Origin of the sequence: [Phormidium] sp. LEGE 05292 (assembly GCF_015207735.1) — a bacterium.
Taxonomy (GTDB): domain Bacteria; phylum Cyanobacteriota; class Cyanobacteriia; order Cyanobacteriales; family Aerosakkonemataceae; genus Floridanema.
In genome coordinates, this window is the sequence record NZ_JADEWG010000038.1 from 1 (window position 1) to 18,574 (window position 18,574).

The 18,574-nt window shown below is 40.8% G+C and carries 18 protein-coding genes; 10 read left to right on the plus strand and 8 right to left on the minus strand.

Going from position 1 to position 18,574, the window contains the following annotated elements:
* The first annotated feature begins 294 nt into the window (after positions 1-294).
* Genes IQ264_RS12925 through IQ264_RS12940 form a run of 4 tightly spaced genes read left to right on the plus strand, consistent with a single transcriptional unit; the run spans position 295 to position 4,818 of the window.
* A complete protein-coding gene (locus tag IQ264_RS12925) occupies positions 295-2,232 on the plus strand; it encodes a DNA methyltransferase (protein ID WP_265583034.1) in 1,938 nt (645 codons plus the stop codon).
* A 44-nt stretch (positions 2,233-2,276) separates the two neighbouring features.
* The gene (locus IQ264_RS12930) at positions 2,277-3,287 is read left to right on the plus strand and encodes a DNA polymerase beta superfamily protein (protein WP_228061500.1); all 1,011 of its coding nucleotides are present in this window, start codon (positions 2,277-2,279) and stop codon (positions 3,285-3,287) included.
* On the plus strand, positions 3,280-4,023 hold the full coding sequence (locus IQ264_RS12935; protein ID WP_193981197.1) for a tRNA(His) guanylyltransferase Thg1 family protein: 744 nt from the start codon (positions 3,280-3,282) through the stop codon (positions 4,021-4,023). Before IQ264_RS12930 ends, IQ264_RS12935 begins: the two co-directional genes overlap by 8 nt.
* A 15-nt stretch (positions 4,024-4,038) precedes the next feature.
* Positions 4,039-4,818: a DNA polymerase beta superfamily protein gene (locus IQ264_RS12940; protein ID WP_193981198.1), complete on the plus strand. Its 780-nt coding sequence runs from the start codon at positions 4,039-4,041 to the stop codon at positions 4,816-4,818.
* Between the two features lie 108 nt (positions 4,819-4,926).
* Here IQ264_RS12940 and glnT read toward each other — a convergent pair whose 3' ends face one another.
* From glnT to IQ264_RS12955, 3 genes are read right to left on the minus strand one after another with little or no spacing between them, the layout of a single operon-like run.
* Positions 4,927-6,312, minus strand: a complete 1,386-nt coding sequence (gene glnT, locus IQ264_RS12945) for a type III glutamate--ammonia ligase (RefSeq protein WP_228061501.1) — start codon at positions 6,310-6,312, stop codon at positions 4,927-4,929.
* Entirely contained in the window at positions 6,266-7,282 is a 1,017-nt protein-coding gene (locus IQ264_RS12950) for an alpha/beta fold hydrolase (protein ID WP_193981199.1), read from the minus strand. The genes glnT and IQ264_RS12950 overlap by 47 nt, the downstream gene beginning before the upstream one ends.
* Positions 7,279-8,259 (minus strand): fatty acid desaturase family protein, encoded by a 981-nt coding sequence (locus IQ264_RS12955; RefSeq protein WP_193981200.1) that lies wholly within the window; start codon positions 8,257-8,259, stop codon positions 7,279-7,281. The genes IQ264_RS12950 and IQ264_RS12955 overlap by 4 nt, the downstream gene beginning before the upstream one ends.
* 132 nt (positions 8,260-8,391) lie before the next feature.
* Here IQ264_RS12955 and IQ264_RS33860 point away from each other — a divergent pair, with 132 nt between their 5' ends.
* The gene (locus IQ264_RS33860; RefSeq protein WP_413470348.1) at positions 8,392-8,544 is read left to right on the plus strand and encodes a hypothetical protein; all 153 of its coding nucleotides are present in this window, start codon (positions 8,392-8,394) and stop codon (positions 8,542-8,544) included.
* Positions 8,504-8,794: a hypothetical protein gene (locus IQ264_RS12965; RefSeq protein ID WP_193981201.1), complete on the plus strand. Its 291-nt coding sequence runs from the start codon at positions 8,504-8,506 to the stop codon at positions 8,792-8,794. The genes IQ264_RS33860 and IQ264_RS12965 overlap by 41 nt, the downstream gene beginning before the upstream one ends.
* Positions 8,795-8,804: 10 nt before the next feature.
* Here the strand turns inward: IQ264_RS12965 and IQ264_RS12970 are convergent, their stop codons facing one another.
* The 5 genes from IQ264_RS12970 to IQ264_RS12990 all read right to left on the minus strand — a co-directional run bounded on the left by IQ264_RS12970 (position 8,805) and on the right by IQ264_RS12990 (position 12,379).
* Positions 8,805-9,350 (minus strand): HEAT repeat domain-containing protein, encoded by a 546-nt coding sequence (locus IQ264_RS12970; protein WP_193981202.1) that lies wholly within the window; start codon positions 9,348-9,350, stop codon positions 8,805-8,807.
* Positions 9,351-9,535: 185 nt separating this feature from the next.
* Complete coding sequence (locus IQ264_RS12975; RefSeq protein WP_193981203.1) at positions 9,536-9,877, minus strand: nitrile hydratase accessory protein; 342 nt, start codon at positions 9,875-9,877, stop codon at positions 9,536-9,538.
* A 45-nt stretch (positions 9,878-9,922) separates the two neighbouring features.
* Positions 9,923-10,543, minus strand: coding sequence for a nitrile hydratase subunit alpha (nthA, locus tag IQ264_RS12980; RefSeq protein WP_193981204.1), 621 nt, complete (start codon positions 10,541-10,543; stop codon positions 9,923-9,925).
* A 28-nt stretch (positions 10,544-10,571) separates the two neighbouring features.
* On the minus strand, positions 10,572-11,318 hold the full coding sequence (nthB, locus tag IQ264_RS12985) for a nitrile hydratase subunit beta (RefSeq protein ID WP_193981205.1): 747 nt from the start codon (positions 11,316-11,318) through the stop codon (positions 10,572-10,574).
* A gap of 86 nt (positions 11,319-11,404) precedes the next feature.
* On the minus strand, positions 11,405-12,379 hold the full coding sequence (locus IQ264_RS12990; protein ID WP_193981206.1) for a CobW family GTP-binding protein: 975 nt from the start codon (positions 12,377-12,379) through the stop codon (positions 11,405-11,407).
* A gap of 405 nt (positions 12,380-12,784) precedes the next feature.
* On the opposite strand from IQ264_RS12990, the gene rsgA reads away from it, so the two are divergent.
* The 4 genes from rsgA (at position 12,785) to IQ264_RS13010 (ending at position 18,479) form a co-directional block, all read left to right on the plus strand.
* On the plus strand, positions 12,785-13,840 hold the full coding sequence (rsgA, locus tag IQ264_RS12995; protein ID WP_193981207.1) for a ribosome small subunit-dependent GTPase A: 1,056 nt from the start codon (positions 12,785-12,787) through the stop codon (positions 13,838-13,840).
* A 92-nt stretch (positions 13,841-13,932) separates the two neighbouring features.
* Positions 13,933-17,106 (plus strand): DEAD/DEAH box helicase, encoded by a 3,174-nt coding sequence (locus IQ264_RS13000; RefSeq protein ID WP_193981208.1) that lies wholly within the window; start codon positions 13,933-13,935, stop codon positions 17,104-17,106.
* Between the two features lie 16 nt (positions 17,107-17,122).
* Positions 17,123-17,962 carry an SWIM zinc finger family protein gene (locus IQ264_RS13005; RefSeq protein WP_193981209.1) on the plus strand — a complete coding sequence of 280 codons (840 nt, stop codon included), beginning with the start codon at positions 17,123-17,125 and terminating at the stop codon, positions 17,960-17,962.
* A gap of 7 nt (positions 17,963-17,969) precedes the next feature.
* Positions 17,970-18,479, plus strand: a complete 510-nt coding sequence (locus tag IQ264_RS13010) for a DegT/DnrJ/EryC1/StrS family aminotransferase (RefSeq protein ID WP_228061502.1) — start codon at positions 17,970-17,972, stop codon at positions 18,477-18,479.
* The last annotated feature ends 95 nt before the right edge of the window (positions 18,480-18,574 follow it).

The window sequence follows — 18,574 nt, forward strand, 5'->3', positions numbered from 1 at the left end:
TTCTGTTTCTTGACTTTCTTCTACTATAACTCCTGGTAGGTTTAGCAACTTAGTCAGTAATCTATTCTTCATCTCTTTGATGCTTAACACTTCCCTAATAATTTAGCACAGTAAGTACGGAAGAACCGTTTTCCTTTTGAGCAACTGAGTATAATCGCTGAACTAGAAAGCTGGCGCAAGGAAATTAACCGACCCATTTACTATATCCATAAATGGTGGGGTAGACGACTCGGTTCGGTCTTTCGTGCTATTATTCTCTCTACCTTTGCTTCTCAAGGTTCTGATATCCTTAGTTTGTTTTATCAACCTTGTAATTTAAAAAGAGTTAAAGTTTTCGATCCCTTTATGGGAAGTGGGACAACTGTTGGAGAAGCTATCAAACTGGGTGCTACAGCAATTGGTAAAGATATTAATCCTGTAGCCTATTTTCTAGTCAAAAATGCTTTAGTTAAGTTAGATAAATCAAGAGTTATCGCCATATTTGAAGAGCTAAAAAAGGCTGTAGCTGCTCAAATTCAATATTACTACACAACTATCCTAGATAATGGAGAGCCTGCTACTGTTCTTTACTATTTTTGGGTGAAATACTTGTCATGTCCAGCCTGCAACCATTCGGTTGATTTATTCTCATCCTACATCTTCTCAAAACACGCCTATCCTCACAAGTTCCCACAGGCTCAAGTTATCTGCCCACAATGTAAAAACATTAATACAGTTCATTATGCGGCTCGTCAGATAACTTGCCAAAGCTGTCAATTTGTTTTTAATCCTCAAATAGGTGCTGTTAAAGGTCAAAAAGCAACTTGCAACCATTGCCATCATACTTTTTCAATTGTTAAGTCAGTACAGAAAACGGGGAAGCCACCAGCACACCGAATGTACGCTAAGTTGGTGCTAATCAAAGATGGTTCAAAGCAGTATTTACCCATTAATCAGTATGACCGAAACCTGTATGAAGAAGCGAAGAAAGAATTAAGCATCCGTCCCAACGCTTACCCTGTTGTTGCTATAGAATCTGGTTACAATACTGACCAAATACTCAATTATTGTTACCATTACTGGCATGAAATGTTTAATGAACGTCAGTTATTAAGTTTGAGTATGTTAGCAGGAGAAATTAAGCAAATAGATAATCGAAAGCTTCGAGATTTATTTATCTGCCTTTTTTCTGGAACTTTGGAATTTAATAATATGTTTGCTTCGTTTAAAGGTGAGGGAACAGGAGCAGTACGTCATCTGTTTTCTCATCATATTTTGAAGCCAGAACGCACGCCATTGGAGGCAAATGTTTGGGGAACGCTCAAAAGTTCTGGTTCGTTTTCTACGCTGTTTGAAAGCCGTATTCTCAAAGCGATCGACTATTGCACTCAACCGTTTGAAATCAAACCTGTTTGTCGTAAAGGTAAAGTTGAAACCGAAAAAATTTATGGGTTGTCACCTGCTATTGATTCGGAAATAGCTGGAGTTTTTGATGAATTAAGTGAATTAAAACCAGTTTATCTTTCCTGTGGAGATTCAGCATTTACGGATATACCAACAGAAAGTATTGATGCAGTTATTACTGACCCTCCATTTTTTGATAATGTTCATTATTCACAGTTAGCTGATTTTTTTCACGTTTGGCAGTGCTATTTAACCTCAGAAAGTGTTAATTCTAAGGAAACAACGCGCCATCCAAATGAAGTTCAATCCAAAGAAGTTTCAATTTTTACTGACCGTTTGCAACGGGTATTTTCTGAGTGTCATCGGGTTTTGAAACTAGATGGGTTAATGGTATTTACTTATCACCATTCAAAAGCGGATGGATGGCAGGCTATTTTAACTGCTTTAGTTAAGGCGGGATTTGCAATTGTTGCTACTCATCCTATCAAGTCGGAGATGTCTGTGGCGACTCCAAAAAGCCAAGCTAAAGAGCCAATTGATATCGATGTAATTATTGTTTGCCATCACCGAGTTAAGGTAGAGTTAAATGATAGTTTGGTAGATGCTTTGTCGGCTGCAACACAAAAAACTGCTCTTCAAGTTCAAAGGTTTAACGTTTATCAGCGGCATTTGAGTCGAAATGATGTGTTGGTTGTTTTTATGGCGCAACTTCTGAAACTGTTGTCTGTGCATCCAAATTTAGAAATAGCCCTAAACTGGCTTGAAGCAAAACGTAGCCAAATTCAGCAATATGTTGAGGATATATATAATCAACAAACTTTCTCTAATCAATCGGTGAAATCAAAATAATTAAAGACAGCACCTTTATCGAACAGGTAGAATCCAATTTGGTATTGGCACTTTTATACTACACATACTACAATGGTGAAGAAGAGAATCACAGGAGCAATGCCAGCTTGAAACAGATAACCAACTACAACTTAATCTTGCCAGTAGGTACGCAGGTAGTAACTCGTGTGGAACTAAAAACTTCTACAGGTGAAATTTCCTGTTTACGAGGAGCAGTGGGTGAAATTGTGCGATCGCCAACGGATAATTCGCATACGTATGAAATTCAATTGCCCACAGGAGTGCAAGTTAATCTGCGGCGACATGAATTTAGTATTCGCAAGCATTATCAACGGGAAGGATTGGAGCAATCCCATCTGTTAGCAGATTATAATTTGTATGATTCAATTATTTATCGTTGTGTGGTCGGTTCTAGAGCTTATGGGTTAGAGAATGAGAGTTCAGATGTCGATCGCAGAGGGATTTATCTACCACCAGCAGATTTACATTGGTCGCTTTATGGAGTTCCAGAACAACTAGAAAATAACGCTACTCAGGAGTGTTATTGGGAGTTGCAAAAGTTTATTGTTTTGGCATTAAAGGCAAACCCGAATGTATTGGAATGCCTGTATACACCTTTAGTAGAAACAGCGACACCATTAGCAGAGGAATTGCTGCAAGTAAGGCAGATTTTCCTCTCACAATTAGTGTATCAAACCTACAATAGCTATGTGTTATCTCAGTTTAAAAAGATGGAGCAGGATTTACGAAATCAAGGTGAAATTCGCTCCAAACACGCGATGCACTTAATTCGGTTACTATTATCAGGTATTATGATTTTAGAAGCTGGATTTGTGCCAGTGCGAGTAGAAGAATATCGGACTCAACTATTGGCAATTCGTAATCAAGAGATTAGTTGGGAAGAGGTAAATGAATGGCGATTGAGTTTGCATCAAAAGTTCGATTCTGCTTTTGCTAATACTTCATTACCTGAAAGACCAAATTATGAACAAGCGAATGCTTTTTTATTGCGTGCTCGTCGCTTCATGGTTAGTAATGAGGTGAAAGATGGATAATCAAAGCTTTGAGAATCGAATGCGCGAGTTGGAGTATTTTCATAATTTGCGTCTTTTACCAGGTGCTTGGGTTGTGGTGAGAGTAGATGGTCGCAGTTTTTCTCGATTTACAGAAAGTCGTTTTGAAAAGCCATTTGACTTTCAATTTCATCAAATGATGGCGAAAACAGCGCAAGCATTACTTGAAGAAATGCAAGGAGTTTACGCTTACACAGAAAGCGACGAAATTTCGGTGTTGTTTCTTCCTGATTGGGATTTTTTTGGTCGGAGTTTAGAAAAAATTGTCTCGATTTCTGCTAGTATTGCTAGTGCGACTATGACTCATGCAACTAGCACTTTTGTTTGTTTTGATAGCCGAGTTTGGTTAGGTGTGAATGCTGTTCAAGTTACTGATTATTTTAGCTGGCGACAAGCTGATGCTACTCGTTGCGCTTTGAATGGTTGGTGTTATTGGACGATGCGAAAACTTGGGTTAAGTGCATCTCAAGCAACTGCAAAATTAGACCATCAATCAGAAGCATTTAAGAATGAGTTTTTGTTTCAAATTGGCATTAATTTTAATGATTTACCAACCTGGCAAAGGCGCGGAACTGGTTTGTATTGGGAAAATTATCTTAAAGAAGGTTATAACCCGATTAATCAACAAACAGTTACCACTCAACGTCGGCGAATTAAAGTCGATCGCGAGTTGCCGATGAAAGAAGAATATCGGGAATTTATTGCTCAATTCCTTTAATTGGTGTTTATCGTTATGGATACAATTAACAATCAACTATTATCGATCGTTCAAAATCAACCTTACCCGCTATTGTTCGCCACAGTTAGTGGTTCGCATTTGTATGGTTTTCCTTCGGCTGATTCTGATTACGATTTGCGGGGAGTACATATTTTACCGCTTCCTGATGTGATTGGATTGGTTGAAGGAGAGGAAACAGTTGAATGCTCACAAATCCAAAATGATTTACAACTGGATTTAGTAACTCATGATATCAAGAAGTTTTTTGGGTTATTACTTAAGAAAAATGGTTATGTTTTAGAGCAACTGTACTCGCCGCTAGTTGTGTATGCTACACCAGAGCATGAAGAGTTAAAGCAGATTGCTCAGGGTTGTATAACACGGTTTCATGCTCATCATTATCAAGGTTTTGCTCAAACGCAGTGGCGATTATTCCAAAAGGAACATCCTCCGCAAGTGAAGCCGTTGCTTTATGTTTATCGAGTTTTATTAACGGGAATCTACCTAATGCAAACGGGAGAAGTTCAAGCGAATTTAGTAACTTTGAATCAGCATTTTCAGTTAACACAAATTCCTGATTTGATTGCTTGTAAATTAGCTGGTGCAGAGAAATCTGCTCTCACGGATAGTGATTTAGCATTTCATCAACAGGAGTATCAGAGGTTGTCTCAGGTATTAGAAGAGGCTTCTAATAATAGCCATTTACCTGATACATCTTCTGCGAAAGATACTTTACATCAGTTGTTGGTAAGAGTACGGTTAGCGCAGTGTTATATTGAGCCACCACAGCGTTGAAATTGAGTTCATAAAGCACATATTAATATCGCTCTTAATGGGTGAAATGTAGTTATCACTACATTTCACCCCATGATGCCGCAAGACCCAACAAACTTCTCTAGCTTTCTAACAATCAAGGGTATTTTCTAACTCCCAAGAACTAATAAAAGTGCTGTAATCATGCCATTCTTGGTGCTTCAACTTTAAATAGGAAGCGACAAAATCCTGACCGAGAGCCTGAGATAATACAGTATTTCCTTCCAAACATCGGAGTGCATCGAGCAAATTGGTCGGTAACAATTTAACCGTTCCAGGCGGCAGAGGATGGGTGTAATTGTTATTGTCATAACGTCGGCCAGGGTCACGTTTTTGAGCCATCCCATCCAGACCGACTGCAATTAAGGCAGCAGGTAAAAGGTAAGGATTTGCTGCCCCATCAGCCAGACGCAACTCGAAGCGCCCTGAATCGGGAATACGGATGGCATGGGTGCGATTGTTACCTCCGTAGCTAACAGTATTAGGCGACCAGGTAGCACCGGAAGCGGTCACAGGTGCGTGAAGGCGCTTGTAAGAATTGACGGTAGGATTGGTGAGGGCACACAAAGCTTCTGCCGAATGCAACACTCCACCGATGAATTCATAAGCTAAGGTTGAAAGCCCCAATTCTCCTTGGGGATCGTGGAAAAGGTTTGCAATTCCGGCATTATCCCAAACCGAAATATGGGTATGGCAGCCGTTTCCGGTGAGGTTCCGAAAAGGCTTGGGCATAAACGTAGCTCGGTAGCCGTGTTTTTCAGCGATCGCCTTCACCATATACTTAAAAAAAGCATGGCGATCGGCTGTCACTAGAGCATCGGCATACATCCAGTTCATCTCAAACTGACCGTTAGCATCCTCGTGGTCATTTTGATAAGCCCCCCAACCAAGTTCCAGCATGGCATTGCAGATTTGGGAGATCACATCAAAACGGCGCATTAAAGATTGCTGATCGTAGCAGGGTTTACTGGCGCGATCGCGTCCATCAGAAATTTGCTCTCCATCGGGCGACAGCAGAAAATACTCGCACTCCACCCCAGTACGAACGCTGTAACCCAAGTCCTGTGCTTGCTGCAAAACTCGCTTCAAAACCAGACGGGGAGTTTGTGCCACAGGTTGTCCATCCATCGTATAGAGGTCGGCAGGCATCCAAGCAACTTCGGGTTGCCAGGGAAGTTGGAACAAACTGTTAGGATCGGGAATTGCTAGGACATCGGGATCGGCGGGTGTCATATCTAACCAAGCCGCAAACCCAGCAAATCCGGCACCATTTGCCATAGTATCGATCGCTTGGGCGGGTACTAGTTTGGCACGTTGTACGCCAAACAAATCGGTAAAGCAGATCAGAAAATAACGGATTCCTTTTTCGCGGGCGATATCAGAAAGCAGAGCACTCATCAGGTTAGCCTCAAATGGGATAAAGTTAGTTTTAGTTAGCCAGTAATTCCCAGACTGCCTTGCGGATGAAGGCTGCATCGTCAGGATTCTGGTAAGGATTGCCAGCCCGATGACCCCAAATAGAGGGAATCGCTCGGTATTGTGCATGAGGAATCAGCGCCGCTTCCGCAGCGCAATCTTCCGGCGTAAAATACAAATCTGTCGTTGCAGGCATGACCAGGGTTTTGGCTTGAATGGCAGCCAGGGCACGTTGGTAATCGCCTTGATAAGTTGGGTTATTACTGATATCGCAGCACAACCAAGTATCAATCATTGCCAGCAAATTATGCGGGTCGCGTTTGCGGTAGTTAGCTTCCCAAAACCGTAAAAGGTAATCTTCTAAGGATTTGTAACCATGTTGGTAATAAATTTTCTCTCGGTAAAAAGCTTGAGAAGCTGCCCAACTAGCATAAATACGGGCAAAGGTGCGGAAGCCTCGTTCTGGAATCTCTTCAAAATGAGTACCCGTCCAAGTTGAGTCAGCTGTTAATGCAGTCCGCAGGCTTTCCAGGAAAATCCGATTGTGGTCGGTGGTGCGTGCTGTACCGCAAATAGCGGCAATGCGTTCGGTGCGATCGGGAAATAATACGCCCCAATGATAAGCTTGTTGTGCGCCCATCGACCAACCATAAACCAGTGCTAAACGCTCGATTTGGAAAACTTGGCGTAATAATTGCTCTTGGGCTAGCACGTTATCGAGGTGGCTAAACCAGAATCCTTGCTCGCTTAGTTTACAGTCCTGGCAATTGCTGGGGGAAGTGGAAAGCCCGTTGCCAAACATATTGGGGATAATGATAAACCAGCGGGTGGGATCGAGAATGCCATCAGGACGAATTAGCCAGTCGATGTCTGTGTGCTGTGCGCCGTAGGATGTGGGATAGAGGATGACGTTGGAGCGATCGCTTGCCAATTCTCCATAAGTCTGATAAATTAACTTAGCCTGAGGCAGCACTGCTTGGCATTGTAGGGAGAAGTTCTCCAAAATAAAACAACCAGGAGAACGGTTCATGAGTTAGCCTGCCCGAATTGGGCGATTAAGTTACGGTTGACATTTAGATAGCCTGAATCTACATGAGCCAAGTGAGGACTGAGTTTGGCGTGAGCGTTAGGCAAAGCATGGAAAGGAATGGACGCATAGAGATGATGTTCGGCGTGGAAAGACATATTCCACATCAAAAAGCGAATTGGTGCAATGGTTAGAGTGGTGCGGGTATTGGTCAGATAGTTAGCGTCATTCGTACAACCAGTGTGTTCGGCTAGTAAAATCATTCGTAAAATCGGTTGTCCGACAATTAAAGGTAGTAACCAGTACATGAAAAACCAAGGTTGTTGAAAAGCGATGGAAACTGCGATCGCTCCTGCATAAACTCCCATTTGCAGCCGCACGGAACGCATCACTTCATCTCGTGCTGTTTCGGCAATGAATGGATAGTCCTCTAATTGATTTGTAGTAATGCGAAAATATGTCTCTAATTTACCCCACCACCACAATAAACCACTAATTACTAAAAGATACTCCCACAAATTGGTCGGCTTCAGGTCGGTCAGTTCGGGGTCTTTGCCGGGAATCAATGTGTAGCGATGGTGCCATTTATGATAGCGACGGTAAAAGGTGCTGTTATAGAACGATAGTAGTCCGGCAAACCAAGCAACTATATCATTTAAGCGATGATTGGCAAATGCAGTGCGATGAACGCATTCGTGCATTGGTGCAAACATGGTAGCGAAGCTAAAGCCATAGACAATTAAAGCTGGTATGGAGAGCGGCAAATAATTAAAATAGTTGATCCATAGATAGCCACTGACAACCATTACAACTAAATGTCCAGCGAGTTGCACTAATCCCTTGTAGTCAGAACGCACATTCAATACGCTCAGTTCTTGGGTGGAGAAAATTTGATTGGGTCTACTGTTTTCCCAATCAATGGTATCGGTGGACTCTAGTGAAGAGACTGGATTACTAACAGACCGATCGCTGCTGGACATTTAAAACCTCAAAATTGAGCAATACAAAAGGATATCAAGCTTTCTTGACATTGGTATTAATATATCTCTGCACTTGACCTTCCTTTGTAATTTACGTTACTATTTTTCCCTCGAAATCCCAGGCTTTTTTTAGTGGAAAATGGGGTAATCACAGGCATTATTGATTGGGGAGATATAACAGCAGGCGATAAAGCCACAGACTTGGCGGCAATTTGGATGCTCTTCTTAACGGGAATTTATAGTTATGCAAACGGGAGAAGTTCAAGCAAATTTGGTAACGCTTAATCAGCATTTTCAGTTACCGCAAATTCCTGGTTTGATCGCTTGTAAATTAGCTGGTGTAGAGAAGTCTGCTATCGCGGATAGTGATTTGGCTTTTCATGAACAAGAGTATCAGCGGTTGTTTCAGGAATTAGAAGAAGCGAGTAACAACAGCTATTTACCTGATACACCTTCTGCAAAAGATGCTTTGCATGACTTATTGGTAAGAGTACGGTTAGCGAAAGAGATTCCATCGGGTGAAGAGAGAAATTGACATCATCGGCTCACCTAATAGACTCGATCGACTTGAGTGCTTGTTCTGTATATGGCGGATCATTTAAACGATCGTCCTGATGAATCTTCCGCAAAGTCTCCAATAATTTTGGGAGTACCTTCTGTTCATCATCATCCAGCAAGTCTAGGCTACCATTCGCCTTCATACCAATCCTTTTACCCAGTGTACTTATAGCAGATGCTGCTGTTTGTCGAATGCAAGTATTATCGTCCCAAAGAGCTTCCAGGAAAATGGCTATTTTCCTTTGTGCAAAGCTAGTGTACCTTGCTAGCGCCCATAGTGCCTGTTCGCGAGTAGCTAATTCCCCTTTACCAGATGTATTAGCAAGTGGCTCAATGGCTGCTTCTCCAATTGCACCCAGAGCCCAAACAACAGAATCTCGAACTGGCAAACTTGGATCTGTGAGTGCTTCAATCAATGCTGGAATTGCCGCCTCTGCATCTGAACCATATCGTACTAAAGCTCTAGCTGCCAAAAAACGTTCTTCAATGTCGCTAGAAGCAAGTTGCGCGATCGATGTCTGAATTTCTTTCATTCTTTGAGCGAGAAATACAAGTCTGAGTATCTCAAGTTTGCAATAATAGCTCCTCGATCGCCAAGATGGTTATGCGATCGCTCTAATCCCAAATCCGGGTTAGTGAATAGTCATAAAATACTCCCACAATTGCCAGAATACTGTGAGGAGAAAAGTTTAAATTGGGTTGATTAAATCATCTGATATTACTCCTGTTTCATCAATTCAATTGTGCGTTTTTCCCATTCATCTACATCAATCAAATTAGATTCAAAAACTAACTGCTCTAAAGCTTGAAGCCATCGCTGGTAATAGTCCCAACTGGGATCGTCTTTACAATGCGTTGCTTCCCATTGAGCGATCGCAGCGATTAACTCCTGCCGAAAGTCTTCCCATTCATAATGTCCCTTCTTAGATAAGGCAAGGGCAATCCCAAAGGCGCGTTCTTCCCAAAATCGCTCAAATTTCAATGTTCCATAATCACGCGGGGGAGAAGTTTCGCTACCCATCATGGAAGTGACAGCAAAATGTTCAAATCGAAGTTGCACGGTTATTATCTCCTCAATTGACGATCGCTTTATCTAACAATTCCACTACGCAGGAACCTTGACTTGAGCAACACCCATCATCGCTTCTGGAGTCACCAACGCGGCGAGTTCTGCTTCACTCATATCTTCTGTTCCAATTGGACGTTCTGGAAGCACAAACCAACGAATTTGAGCGCTACTATCCCATACCCGCACTTCTTTCGATTCATCTAATTCCAGCCCAAATTCCTGAAGAACTTTACGCGGTTCTTTGACAGCACGGGAACGAAAAGTTGGGTCTTTGTACCAGTAAGGTGGCAATCCCAGCATAGGCCAAGGATAGCAAGAACAAAGAGTACAAACAATGAGGTTATGAACCTTGGGGGTGTTTTCTACCACTTTCATATATTCCCCTTCGGCTCCAGCCATTCCAAGTGGGAAGTCCATCTGTGCGATCGCTGCTGGTGTATCAGAAAGTAGACGAGCTTTAAATTCTGGATCGGCCCATGCTTTAGCAACTAGTTTCGCACCATTGAAGGGACCGAAATCTGTTTCAAAAAAACCCAGTACTTTATCAACAGTTTCACTGCTAATGATGCCTTTTTCTATTAGCAATGACTCTAAAGCTTTAACTCTAGCAGCATTATAAGCTTCTCGATCGTCTCTGTAACTAAAACGTTCACTCACAGCAAGTTCTCCTCAATAAATTCTGCAATTATTCAGCGGCTTCCACATATACTTCAAATAGGTCAGCATAAACCCAAGAATTGCTTTGGGTTATGTCACTCCAAATATCTTTCGGGTCAAACTTGACGCTATATACATACATTGGTTCTCCTAGTCCATCTGCTCCCGTAGAACAAAGATAGGCATAAGCACCTTGATAAACTTCATCAACAATGCCAGTTTTATTGCGTAGATATCCAGGTAAGCGAGTATGTTCTGTCGTTGGGACATCCTTTACCAAAACTTTTTGACCTACATTAAACTTCGGTTGACGATCGACCTCTCGAATGGCAGGATCGCCACGATGTAGATAATCGATAACTTGGTCATCGATAGCAGGTTCAAACATACTCGGGTTAGGAGCATCTGTCTTTTCTAAATAGGTCGCTGTTCGCGCATCCAGTTCTTCCTGTGTGATGTAGCCCGATTGCACAAAAAAGCTAGAAATACCGCCCAACCACTTTTCGTAGTAGCGAAACCGAAAGTAATCAAACGGGTTCATTGCTTCTGCACCTTTGCGGAGGTCTGCCCAAGTCCAAATACTGTTAAATTTTGTCGGTACGTTTTCGATCGGATATTGTGGCAGAGCTTTGTTCAGGTGTTTGCTCAAACCCATCATCGCCACATGAATGCCGAAAATCCGGGTTTCCCAAGGTTCGACAAACACCCGTTTCTCAAAATTTAAGGGTTCAGTATCTATACCTTCTAGCCCACCTAAGTAATGCTGTAATTTCATCCGGTTTCTCCAGTTGTGGTGAACGATCCTCAATAGTGTATTTCAGGTTACAGAGTGCATTTTGTATCTTAGTTTTCTTGTTACATTCACACTTCAACTAAGCAAGCTCGAAATTCTTGTTTGAGTTGGGCGGCATCTAAGTTACGCCCGATAAACACTATTTCATTTTTGCGTTCTTCTCCAGGTTGCCAAGGACGACCCGGCCTGCCATCGAGTATCATGTGAACACCTTGAAAGACAAAGCGCCTTTCTTGTGCATCGACATCTAAAATGCCTTTCATCCTGAAAATATCGGTTCCTTTAAGTTGAATTAATTGATTTAACCAACGATTTAGTTTGTCACCACTGACTATGCCTGGTTGGGCGATCGATACTGAGTAAACAGATTCGTCATGCTCGTGAGTATCTTCTTGAAGAAATTCTGGGTCAATGCTCAATAATTGCTTCAAGTCAAATGCTTTAATTCCTAATACAGCATCTATATTAATGTCACAATTCTGAGTCCGATAAATTTTAGCAAATGCTGTCATGCTGCGAATGCGATGCTCTAGTTCATCTAACTGCTCACGGGAAACCAGATCGATTTTGTTGAGTAAAATTACATCAGCAAAGGCAATTTGTTCCTGTGCTTCTTGAGCATCCCAATGTTCCCAAATATGAAGAGCATCCACAACTGTTACTACTGCATCTAATTGGGTTTGCTGACGCATCACGTCATCCATAAAAAAAGACCCAATTACAGGAGCCGGATCTGCCAACCCAGTTGTTTCGATTACCAAATAATCGAATTTTTCCCGCTTGAGCATCAAGTCGCTAAAAATACGAATTAAATCGCCACGTACTGTACAGCAGATGCAACCGTTATTCATTTCTAAGATTTCTTCATCGGCGTTAATTACCAGCTGAGAGTCAATGCCAATTTCCCCAAATTCATTCACAATTACCGCGACTCTTTTGCCATGTTGATTAGTCAGAATCCGGTTGAGCAGGGTAGTTTTACCTGCCCCTAAATAGCCTGTGAGAATTGTTACGGGTATAGAATTTGATGCTCGTTTGGGCATGGAACTACTCCTAATTTGAGTAATGAGGTTTGCTCTCGACCTCCCTCTTCTGTATGTAAGAGAACTGGTGGACGGAAAAATGTTATTTATGCTACATAATGCTTTGACTTGAACTACAACTTAGTCTCAGGTTATTAGCTTGGGAGTATCCTTAACTAACCGGAATCCAAGACGAGCAGTTTGTAACCTCGTTGTAGTATGATGGAGTTATTCATTCTCAAGACTTACCAAAGTAAAAGGAGAAAAACTATGGCTGAGATTGTAGCACTCGCAACTTCCACAACCTTAAAAACGCAGCCCAAGGCAGTTACAGAGTTTTTTGTCCGCTCGTACATCATAAAGAACTGACTACAAAATTCCTCTGTGTGCCAGGGTCTTGACTAACAACACATATTGAGGAAACCAATGAATTTAGAATTATTAGGCTGGAGCGAGTTTTTTGCCCACAACTTCGCTCGCCAAAATTGGGACGGCTACACCGTTGGTCGAGTTGCACGGGAACATAAAACCACCTACATTCTCTACACCGAACAAGGCGAACTCCCCGCCAAAGTTACAGGTAAACTTCGATACCAAGCAAGCGGATATCAAGACTTTCCCGCCGTAGGTGATTGGGTGGCAATCAGTCTCGGAGATGGGAAACAGAAAGCCACAATTCATGCCATTTTTCCCCGGAAAAGCAAATTTTCTCGGAAAATTGCCGGGAGTAAAACTGAACAACAAATCATTGCTACCAACATTGATACAGCATTTTTAGTTGCCGGATTAGATGGCGACTTCAATCTCCGCCGCTTGGAACGCTATCTGCTTCAGGTCTGGGAAAGCGGTGCAAATCCGGTCATCGTCCTGAATAAAGCCGACTTGTGCGATGATGCTCAAGGGCGGCGACAAGAGGTGGAAGCGATCGCTTTGGGTGTACCAATCGTAGTTTTAAGTGCTGCCAAAAACGAAGGAATTGACTCCCTAAAACCTTACCTTAAACCGGGACAAACGGTTGCTTTGTTGGGTTCCTCTGGTGTCGGCAAGTCAACTCTGACTAATCAATTAGTGGGTAAATTCGTGCAAGCGGTTGGAGAAGTTCGGCAGGGAGATGACCGCGGGCGACACACTACCACCCGTCGAAAATTAATTTTACTGCCATCAGGCGGTTTGCTCATTGATACGCCTGGAATGCGAGAACTTCAAATTTGGGCAGGCGATGACAGTTTACAGGATACCTTTGCCGACATTAATGCCATAGCTTCTCAATGTCGGTTTCGCGACTGCCAACACGACGAAGAACCGGGTTGTGCCGTACAACAGGCACTTAAAGACGGCACTCTCGACTACCAGCGTTTCCTAAGTTACCAAAAGTTGCAAAAAGAACTCGATTATCTCGATCTCAAACAAGACCAAAAAGCGTCGTTAGTCCAGAAGGAAAAGTGGAAAAAGATCGCTAAATCTATCCGTAAGAAACAATAGTTTCCACATTTTTTAATTCTAGTTATCCACAATAAGCTGTATACTTGCAGAATCAAACACCAATCTCCTAAAGTATTATCCAGTAGCGAGCGATGAAAATCCTTCACGGAACCTGGATTCCTCAATCAAACAGCGATTTCATCCAAAAGGGTGCATTTAACCTCTGGGTAGAAACTGATATTTCACCAACAAAACCGAATAAAAAGAACATCCATCCCCGTCAACTTTCCCAACCAGGCTTAGCCACATTCTTACACAAAGAACTAGGAATTAGTAACTCATCTCCTGAGCAAATAAATCGACAAATCTCCCCTAAATATTTCGCTCTCCCCACCGCCAACTCTCAACCCCTACCTTCACCAGAACTAGCCAAATATTTAGAAACCGAAATAGAAACTGAACCGAGTGAATTTACATATTGGGAAATTACAACCTACGAACTAGCTACAGAAGTCAAAACTGGAACCTATTCTTATGCCAAAGCTAACAATGTAATTAAACTACTCAACGACTTACACTTCCTAGCACAAAATAATTTAGCAGAAATTGTCATTGGCTCCGACCTTTTATTTTGGTATCATTACACCCAATCCTTTAAAGAAATCATCCTCAAAGATCAATATATCCCAGCTTTAAAATATCGAGAAGTCATAAGTAACAAAACTAGAAAAAAAACAGTCAGTAAAAATTTTGAAATTTATGCAGCCTGGGAAATAATTTCGAGAAAATATACAGAATTGGTGGCGCAATATACTGATTATATGCCCCAAGTGTGCACCGCTGGTTCCACTACAGCTAATAAACGAATTGAATTCTACTCTAAAGACAGCTTATTAAAGCATTTTTCCGAATGTCTATTACATGATATTGTCACCCACACTCCCTCCACAGCCAAATTTGACCAACAAATCAAAGATACTTTAGTTTACCATTGTTTTTTTGGTGATTCAAATCAACCTAGAACCAGCAACCAAGCCTTAGAAGAATATCAACAATGGTCAGTTTGGAAAGAAAAACTAACTCGCAGTTCATCTGCTAGTAATTTTGACTTAGGGTTTCAATTACAAGAAGCAAGTACTCAAACAGATAAATGGCAAATCCACTTTGTAATTACAGCTAAACAAGACCCATCTTTCAAACTGTTTTTAAGCGAATATTGGCAACTCAATCAAAAAGATAAAAACGCATTACAAAAGCAATTAGGGAAAAATTTAGAAACTCATTTATTACTAAATTTAGGATATGCAGCGAAAATGTATCCTAAACTTTGGCAAGGATTAGAAACTGACCAACCTACAGGATTACAGTTAAATCTAATAGAAGCCTTTGAGTTTCTCAAAGAAAGTGCTTGGATACTAGAAGATGCAGGATATAAAGTAATTGTACCAGCTTGGTGGACACCCGAAGGTCGTCGTCGTGCTAAGTTACGTTTAAAAACTTCTTCTAGCTCAACAAAGAAAGCTGCTAATAATCAAGGATACTTCAGTTTAGATGCTTTAATTGAATATCAATACCAATTATCTATTGGTGGTCAAGTTATCACTCCCAAAGAATGGGAACAACTAGTTAACGCTAAAACTCCCTTAATTCAATTTCGTGGTCAATGGATGGAACTAGACCCAGAAAAAATGCAACAAATGTTGGAATTTTGGCGAACTCATGCTCAAGAAAAGCCAACTATGACGCTGATAGAATTAATGAAATTAATTGCTGAATCAGAAGATGAGTTGGAAGTTGAACATGAGCAAACTTTGTCGGAGATGATTAGCAAGTTACAAGATAAAAGTAAACTACAACTTATCGAAAATCCTTCGGGGTTAAAAGGGAATTTGCGCGATTATCAAAAACGGGGTGTATCTTGGTTGCAATATTTAGAAGATTTGGGATTAAATGGCTGTTTAGCCGATGATATGGGTTTAGGTAAATCGGTACAGGTTATTGCTCGATTAGTCAATGAAAAAGCCGAAAAAGATTCTCCTTTCCCCACACTATTAATTGCGCCTACTTCAGTGGTAGGAAATTGGCAAAAAGAAATTGAAAAGTTTGCTCCTCATCTGCGAACAATAGTACATCATGGTAATAAACGAATTCAAGGAAGCGAGGAATTTAAAGCTACTTGTTTGCAGCATGATGTGGTGATTACTTCCTTTACTTTAGCGAGGAAAGATGAGAAACTATTAGCAGCTGTAAAATGGCAGCGTATTGTCGTTGATGAAGCACAAAATATCAAAAATCCTAAAGCGGCGCAAACTCGCGCCATTTTAAAGTTAGAAGCACCACATAAACTAGCTTTAACCGGAACGCCAGTAGAGAATCGTTTATTAGATTTATGGTCAATTTTTAATTTTCTCAATCCCGGATATTTAGGAAAAGAAGCACAGTTTCGTAAACTGTTTGAAATTCCAATTCAAAAGGAGAATGACCAGATTAAATCAGCTACTTTAAAGAAGTTAGTGGAACCTTTTATTTTACGGCGCGTCAAAACTGACCCGACTATTATTAATGATTTACCAGACAAAGTTGAACAAAAGGTTTATTGTAATTTAACTAAAGAACAAGCTTCTCTTTATGAGGCTTTAGTGAAAGATGTTACTGAGAAAATTAAAGATTCTGAAGGGATTGAGCGTAAAGGATTAATTTTATCAACTTTATTGAAACTTAAGCAAATTTGTAATCATCCCGCCCAATTTTTGCAGGATGGAAGTGAGTTTTCTGGGGAACGTTCTCATAAATTAAGTCGATTAATTGAAATGGTTGAAGAAGCTATTTCAGAAGGGGAGAGTTTGTTAATTTTTAGTCAGTTCAAAGAAATTTGTGATAGTTTATCAAGATATTTTAAACAAACTTGTCATTACAATACTTATTACATTCATGGCGGAACTAATCGAGTGAAACGCGAACAAATGATAGCAGAGTTTCAAGCAGAAGAAACTGAACCTTCAGTGTTTATTTTATCTTTAAAAGCTGGAGGTGTGGGAATTACACTGACTAAAGCGAATCATGTGTTTCATTTTGACCGTTGGTGGAATCCAGCGGTGGAAGACCAAGCTACTGACCGCGCTTTTCGGATTGGTCAAAAGAAGAATGTTTTTGTGCATAAGTTTGTAGCTATTGGAACTTTGGAGGAACGGATTGACCAAATGATTGAGGATAAAAAGAAGTTGTCTTCTGCGGTTGTTGGTGCTGATGAATCTTGGTTAACTGAGTTGGATAATGAGTCATTCAAGCAGTTGATTAGTTTAAATAAGGCGGCTATTTTAGATTAAAAGGAAGATTGAAATTATGGCTCAGTTTAGTCGGACATGGTGGGGTAAACGTTTTATTGCTGCTTTAGAGAAGTTTAGCGACCCAGCTAGATTGGGAAGGGGACGTTCTTATGCTAGTGGGGGTAAAATTCTGGATTATCAAGTAAATAAGAATAAGATTATTGCGACTGTGAGAGGTTCTATTAATCACTATTATGGGATTCATAAAGAGCCTAGATATTTAACTACAATTGAAATTAAGGCGATTAAGGCTACTCAATGGTCGCAGGTAATTAAGGTTTTGTCTTCGCGAGCGAGTTTTGTTTCTAAGTTGTTAATGAATGAGGTTCCAGATAATATCGAGTCGGTATTTTCTGAGTTAGGTTTGCATCTTCTTCCCTATAGTGAACGGGATTTTAAAACTAATTGTTCTTGTCCTGATTGGGCGAATCCTTGTAAACATATTGCTGGGGTATATTATCTGGTGGCTTCTCAACTTGACCATAATCCTTTCTTATTATTTGAGTTACGGGGTTTGTCTGGGGAGGATTTACAAAGGGAGTTATCTAAGTCTCCTTTGGGAAGGGTGTTATCTGAAGAAATTACTGTTAAAGAAACTTCTTTGTCTGCTGCTAGTTCTTACTTTACAACTTTGGAAAAGGTAGAGATGATGCAGGAGATTAATTCGCGGGAATTTTGGTTGGGGAGTAAGCGATTACCTGCAAGAGTTGAGCCTATTTCTTCATCTAGTTTGCCAGCTATTTTGATTAAGAAACAGGGGGATTTTCCGGCTTTTTGGCATGAAGATGTTTCTTTTATTCAAGTGATGGAAGAGTTGTATGAACGGGTGAGAACTAAAAATAAGGATATTTTTTGAATTGTTGATGAAACGCTATCTTTATCCGCGATTGAGTTTAGATATTAGTTTTGCTGACCTCGCCTTTGGCTTATTTTATCGGCTCAATAAATCATTGGTAAAAAGTCCATCTATTCTTCAATATTTTAGCCAAAATCACAAACAAGTTTTGGTAACACTTTCGGTTCGCACAGCTTTCGATTTATGGTTACAAGCACTCAATCTCCCCAAAGGAACAGAAGTTTTGATGAGTGCTATTAATATTCGAGATATGCAGGAAATCGTGAAAAATCATGGGTTAATTCCAGTTCCTGTTGATATTAATTTGGATACTCTAGCACCTAATATTGAGTTATTAGGAAGTTTGATTTCGCCAAAAAGCCGTGTTTTCGTAGTGGCTCATTTATTTGGTTCAATTATTGATTTAGAACCAATAGTTGAGATTTGCCAAAAGCATCAAATTCTTTTAGTTGAAGACTGCGCTCAAGCATTTTGTGGGACTAATTACTTACGGTTCGCTCATTTGTTCGGGAGTTAGAGAAATTGGACAATTGAACATGAAAGCCATACCACCAAAGGGAAGGGAGAGGGGAGTGGTGAGAGTTGGGGTTGCACCCAACTCTCACCACTCCA

Coding starts and splice junctions, on each gene's coding strand:
- IQ264_RS12935 (WP_193981197.1), top strand. CDS start 3,280: ATGGATAATCAAAGCTTTGAGAATCGAATGCGCGAGTTGGAGTATTTT.
- IQ264_RS12940 (WP_193981198.1), top strand. CDS start 4,039: ATGGATACAATTAACAATCAACTATTATCGATCGTTCAAAATCAACCT.
- glnT (WP_228061501.1), bottom strand. CDS start 6,312: ATGCAGCCTTCATCCGCAAGGCAGTCTGGGAATTACTGGCTAACTAAA.
- IQ264_RS12950 (WP_193981199.1), bottom strand. CDS start 7,282: ATGAACCGTTCTCCTGGTTGTTTTATTTTGGAGAACTTCTCCCTACAA.
- IQ264_RS12955 (WP_193981200.1), bottom strand. CDS start 8,259: ATGTCCAGCAGCGATCGGTCTGTTAGTAATCCAGTCTCTTCACTAGAG.
- IQ264_RS12965 (WP_193981201.1), top strand. CDS start 8,504: ATGCAAACGGGAGAAGTTCAAGCAAATTTGGTAACGCTTAATCAGCAT.
- IQ264_RS12970 (WP_193981202.1), bottom strand. CDS start 9,350: ATGAAAGAAATTCAGACATCGATCGCGCAACTTGCTTCTAGCGACATT.
- nthB (WP_193981205.1), bottom strand. CDS start 11,318: ATGAAATTACAGCATTACTTAGGTGGGCTAGAAGGTATAGATACTGAA.
- IQ264_RS12990 (WP_193981206.1), bottom strand. CDS start 12,379: ATGCCCAAACGAGCATCAAATTCTATACCCGTAACAATTCTCACAGGC.
- rsgA (WP_193981207.1), top strand. CDS start 12,785: ATGAATTTAGAATTATTAGGCTGGAGCGAGTTTTTTGCCCACAACTTC.
- IQ264_RS13000 (WP_193981208.1), top strand. CDS start 13,933: ATGAAAATCCTTCACGGAACCTGGATTCCTCAATCAAACAGCGATTTC.
- IQ264_RS13005 (WP_193981209.1), top strand. CDS start 17,123: ATGGCTCAGTTTAGTCGGACATGGTGGGGTAAACGTTTTATTGCTGCT.
- IQ264_RS13010 (WP_228061502.1), top strand. CDS start 17,970: ATGAAACGCTATCTTTATCCGCGATTGAGTTTAGATATTAGTTTTGCT.